The 5,459-nt window shown below is 40.6% G+C and carries 6 protein-coding genes; all 6 read left to right on the forward strand.

Annotated elements, in window-relative coordinates; all coding sequences use genetic code 11:
* Window positions 1-68 precede the first annotated feature (68 nt).
* Window positions 69-806, forward strand: coding sequence for a uracil-DNA glycosylase (locus VLN09_RS10190; RefSeq protein ID WP_325246182.1), 738 nt, complete (start codon window positions 69-71; stop codon window positions 804-806).
* A 57-nt stretch (window positions 807-863) separates the two neighbouring features.
* On the forward strand, window positions 864-1,397 hold the full coding sequence (gene tadA, locus VLN09_RS10195) for a tRNA adenosine(34) deaminase TadA (RefSeq protein ID WP_325246184.1): 534 nt from the start codon (window positions 864-866) through the stop codon (window positions 1,395-1,397).
* A 177-nt stretch (window positions 1,398-1,574) separates the two neighbouring features.
* Window positions 1,575-2,330, forward strand: a complete 756-nt coding sequence (gene cmk, locus VLN09_RS10200) for a (d)CMP kinase (protein WP_325246186.1) — start codon at window positions 1,575-1,577, stop codon at window positions 2,328-2,330.
* A 311-nt stretch (window positions 2,331-2,641) separates the two neighbouring features.
* Window positions 2,642-4,333, forward strand: coding sequence for a 30S ribosomal protein S1 (gene rpsA, locus VLN09_RS10205; protein ID WP_325246188.1), 1,692 nt, complete (start codon window positions 2,642-2,644; stop codon window positions 4,331-4,333).
* Between the two features lie 310 nt (window positions 4,334-4,643).
* Window positions 4,644-4,952 (forward strand): integration host factor subunit beta, encoded by a 309-nt coding sequence (locus tag VLN09_RS10210; RefSeq protein ID WP_325246190.1) that lies wholly within the window; start codon window positions 4,644-4,646, stop codon window positions 4,950-4,952.
* A 160-nt stretch (window positions 4,953-5,112) separates the two neighbouring features.
* Window positions 5,113-5,459, forward strand: a 347-nt coding sequence (locus tag VLN09_RS10215) for a LapA family protein (protein WP_325246192.1), incomplete at its 3' end; no start/stop codon positions are given.

The following is a 5,459-nucleotide window of genomic DNA, read 5'->3' on the forward strand; positions in this document are numbered from 1 at the left end:
GGTAGCCGTTTTTTTATTGCTAATATCAATGTTAGCGTATCCTGATAACAAATAAAAAAGGGTTGATTATGACATTACTTGATGTACAACCAACAAAAACAGCCGCACAAAAGCAAGCGATTTTGGACAATGTGCGCCTACCAGAAGATTGGAAGCAAGCGTTAGCGGATGAGTTAACCTCTGAAAACATGGATAATCTACGTGCTTTTTTAAAGGAAGCCTATCAGTCGGAGGACAGTATTTATCCACCGGCACCGCTGATGTTTAATGCCTTTAATTTAACGCCTTTATCGCAGGTGAAAATCGTTATCTTAGGTCAAGATCCTTATCACGGACCAGGGCAAGCAATGGGCTTATCGTTTTCAGTGCCTAAAGCCATTCCAAAACCACCGTCATTGAATAATTTGTTGAAAGAAATGGCGAGTGATATTGGTATCGCACCTTCAAAACATGGCAACCTGACTTACTGGGCGCAGCAAGGGGTGCTGTTGCTAAATAGCTCTTTGACTGTGAGAGAAGGCGAGCCAAATAGCCATCAAAATCAGGGCTGGGAGCAGTTCACTGATGCAGTCATTGATGTGATTAACGAGCAAACTGAACATACGGTGTTTATCTTGTGGGGCAGTAAAGCACAGAAAAAAGGCAAGTATATCAATACCGATAAACATTTGATTTTGACGGCAGTACACCCATCACCATTAGCAGCCAACCGTGGTGGTTTTTTTGGTTCTAAGCCGTTTTCTAAGGCCAATGATTATTTGGTGCAATACGGGCAGACGGCTATCGATTGGCAGCTGCCACAGTAAATGATGCACTTTTCACCTATAAAATTATCGCCTTATCCTCTACTAGATAGTTGGTTAATGGATACGACTTCAATAATACAGCAAATTCAAACCGGTATATTTTGGTCGATGCAAGATGTGAAGTGGATGAAAGAGGCGCTAAAACTGGCCAAGCAAGGGGCTGATCGCGAGGAGGTGCCAGTTGGAGCAGTCTTGGTACATAATCAGCAGATTATTGGTCAAGGGTTTAATGAGCCGATCGGGCGTTGTGATGCGACAGCACATGCTGAGATAGTTGCCTTAAGAGAGGCCTGCACGCGTTTAAATAACTATCGCTTGCCATTAAAAACGACGTTATATGTGACTCTAGAGCCATGTACCATGTGTATCGGGGCGCTGATTCATGCTCGAGTAGACAGACTTGTATATTCTACAAATGAGCCAAGAGCAGGAATGGTTGGTAGTCAAATGAACTTGGCTGCACAGCCTTTTTATAACCATATGATTCAAGTTGATACAGGTTTGTGTCGTGAGGACAGCAGTCAGATGCTCAAGGATTTTTTTCATCAGCGCCGAAAAGTGGCAAAAGCTAAGCGCAATATGAGCGATTAACAAGATATCAGTCTTGCTGCTAGTGATAGAGCGCTTTGTTTGCTATAATATTGCCCTATTTACTTGTTAATATAATTTTTTACTTGTAATCCTTTGATTAACAAGTAAAAACTGCTTTATTTACGCTTCTATCATTATTTATATTGTTATAAAAATTGTCGACTTTAAGTGAGTATTATGACTGTTACCAACCCTAATACGAGTAATAACAGTGAAATGACCTCTCTGCGTTTTCCTGTTATTTGTATTGACGGGCCAAGTGGTGCAGGTAAAGGCACGGTAACATGGCGCTTAGCACAAGCTTTAGGGTATCAGCTTCTTGATTCAGGGGCGTTATATCGTATCGTTGGACTTAAAGCATTTGAAGCTGGATTGATTACTGCCGATGCAAACCAAGCCATTGATGAGATGGCTATATTAGCGTTAACGCAAAGCTTAGAGATTGCCTTTGTACCTAACAACGAGTCAGGACGTGTCGATATTATCGTGAATGGTGAGGCGGTAAGTGAGCAAGTTCGTAACGAGACGATTGGCGGTTATGCATCACAGATAGCAGTATTTCCAAAGGTTCGCCAAGCATTGCTAAAGCTGCAACAAGATATGGCAAGCCGTTCAGGATTGGTTGCTGATGGTCGTGATATGGGTACAGTCGTCTTCTCGGACGCTGACGTTAAGGTATTTTTGACTGCCAGTGCTGAAGCGCGTGCTGAGCGCCGTGTAACACAGCTACTGAATGCTGGACAAACAGCGGATTTTGAAGCAATTTTGACCACGATTAAAGCCCGTGATAATCGTGATGAAAATCGTACGACTTCACCATCAAAGCCTGCAGCAGATGCGCTATTATTGGACAGCTCTAACTTAGATGCTGATGCGGTTTACGAGCAAGTAAAAAGATATTGTCAGGATAAAGGTATTTGCTTTAATAGTTAATAAAAACAAGTTAGTAGGTATTAAAAGGTTTCCTATAGGCTTGATTTTAGTATAAAATTACGGTAGTAGACGTCAATAATCTTTAGAGAGTAGTAAAACTATATCATCTAAAGGATATAAATATAAAAAATATAACGTATTTTAATATAAGACAGTTGTTGCTAGTGAGTTTGCTGAACCATTTGCTTATTACCAACAAACGTTTTTTTATATGACTGCATAGGATATAAAACCAGTATTCTCGTTTTATACAGTTATAAATTTGATCCGTACTGTGCTGGACAGGATACGGCTATACAAAGGTAGACATAATGGAATCATTTGCTGAACTATTTGAAGCGAGCATCGAAGAAACAGGTCTTGATATCGAGCGTGGCTCGGTTATCACAGGTACTGTTGTTGCCATCGATAACGACTGGATCACTGTCGACACTGGTCTAAAATCTGAAGGTATCGTCGCTCGTGAAGAGTTTTTAAGCGAAGAAGGCGAACTTGAAGTTGAAGTTGGCGATACAGTAGACGTAGTGGTTGAAGCAGTTGATAACGGTATGGGTCAAACCTTACTGTCACGTGAAAAAGCCAAACGCGTTGAGACTTGGAATTTCCTTGAAAAAATCTCTGACAACGATGAGATTGTAAAAGGTATTATTTCTAGCAAAGTAAAAGGCGGCTTTACCGTAGATATCGGTTCAGTACGCGCGTTCTTGCCAGGTTCTTTGGTAGATGTACGTCCTATCCGTGATACGACGCATCTAGAAGGTAAAGAGTTAGAATTTAAAGTTATCAAACTTGATCAAAAGCGTAATAACGTTGTCGTTAGTCGCCGTGCGGTTATGGAAGCTGAAAACTCAGCTGAGCGCGAAGAGTTATTGAACAAGCTTGAAGAAGGTATCGAGATCGAAGGTATCGTTAAGAACCTAACTGATTACGGTGCATTCGTTGATCTTGGTGGTATTGATGGTCTATTGCACATCACTGATATGGCATGGCGCCGTATCAAGCACCCATCTGAAGTGGTTGAAGTGGGTCAAGACCTTAAAGTTAAAGTACTTAAGTTTGACCGTGAGCGCAATCGCGTTAGCCTAGGTCTAAAACAACTAGGTACTGATCCTTGGGATAACGTCGGCGGCACATACCCAGTGGGTAGCGTTGTAAAAGCACGCGTTACTAACTTGACTGATTATGGTTGTTTTGCTGAAATTTCTGAAGGTATTGAAGGTCTAGTACACGTATCAGAGATGGATCACACCAACAAAAACATCCATCCATCAAAAGTTGTTCAAGTGGGTGATGAAGTTGAAGTAATGATCCTTGATATCGATGAAGAACGTCGTCGTATTAGCTTAGGTATCAAACAAACTCTAGCCAATCCATGGGATGAGTTTGATAAGAAACATGAGCGCGGTGATAAAATCACTGGTACGATCAAATCTATCACTGACTTCGGTATCTTTATCGGTCTAGACGGTGGTATTGATGGTTTAGTTCACTTATCAGATATCTCTTGGAACGAAACTGGCGAAGACGCTATCCGTAACTACAACAAAGGCGACACCGTTGAAGCAATGGTATTGTCTGTAGATTCAGAAGCCAATCGTATCAGCCTAGGCGTGAAGCAGTTAAGCTCTGATCCATTCAACGAATACCTAGTCAACAATGACCGCGGTGCTATCGTTAATGGTAAAGTAAAAGAAGTAGACGCTAAAGGTGCTACTATCGAGCTTGCTGACGAAGTTGAAGCTTACTTACGTGCCTCTGAGATTCAACGTGACCGCGTTGAAGATGCTACTAAGCACCTAACGGTTGGTGATGACGTTGAAGCAAAAATCATCAGTGTTGATCGTAAAACACGTAATATCAGCTTGTCAATCAAAGCAAAAGACGAAGCTGAAGAGCGTCAAGCGATTAAAGAGCTAAGCAGCACTAGCACAACTAGTACTACTGCCGGTTCTGATGCACAACCAAAAACTATTGGTGACTTGATCAAAGAACAAATGCAGTAAGTTATTTATTGCTAATGGTATAATTATAAAAAAAGCGACCTCGGTCGCTTTTTTTTACGATTAAATTTGGTTACTGGGTATGATTGTTAAAGTTTTCTTTATGATAGGAGAACTCTTATTTCCAATTTATCTCAATATCCGCTATCATTTGCAACATCGAGTAACGGGATGTAAAATTAGTCCCAAGTCATTATAAATGAACAGTTATTTAACCAACAAACGCATGGTTATTGAGTGTATTTATTCAATTTATAGTTTTTACGATGGTTTTCAATCATCTTATCCATTAATCAATAAGGTAAGCGTGATAATGCAACAAACAATTAACAAGTCTGAATTTATTAGCAATCTAAGTGTAAATTGTGACACTATGACAGATACCATTGTCGATGACGCAGTACGCGAAATATTAAATTTGATGACCCATACGCTCGCCAATGATGGTCGAGTAGAGGTGCGTGGGTTTGGTAGTTTTTGTCTTCATCATCGCCGTGCACGTATGGGGCGTAACCCAAAGACTGGTGAAAGCGTACCAGTACCTGCCAAAGCAATACCGCACTTTAAGCCGGGCAAAGCATTACGTGAAGCTGTTAATGAGAAAGTGGCAGGCTTACAGTAAGACGGTTTCGATCCTATAAGAAAGTAAGATATTCTACTATGAATAGCCAATTTATCTGATTGATAGTAGAATTTTGCTAACGTATCATCATTATCATCAATCAGTATGGCTTCATTTTTTATTCATTGTCTGTCCTATTAAAAACTTAAGGAGACGTCTGATGCGTATTTTACTATTAGTGCTGCTATTTTTGAGCTTCGCTTACTCGCTAGGTTTGGTATTGGCAAACAATACTGAAGTTGGCGTCAATCTTTTGTTTTCACAAGCACCAACGATGAATTTAGGCTTACTAATGATACTGTGCCTCATACTTGGTATCGTTATAGGTATCTTGTTAGCAATACTTATTTTCCGCGTCTTACAAAACAAATGGGAAATATCTCGTCTACAAAAGGCGAATGCCAATCTACAAGAACAGATAGCACAAGCCAATGCCGTGATTGATCGTCAAGCGCATTCACCGACTGTAGAAGAGGCAGTGTATGGTGCGACTGCTGGCAATGTACA

This window comes from Psychrobacter sp., assembly GCF_035469765.1.
GTDB lineage: Bacteria > Pseudomonadota > Gammaproteobacteria > Pseudomonadales > Moraxellaceae > Psychrobacter.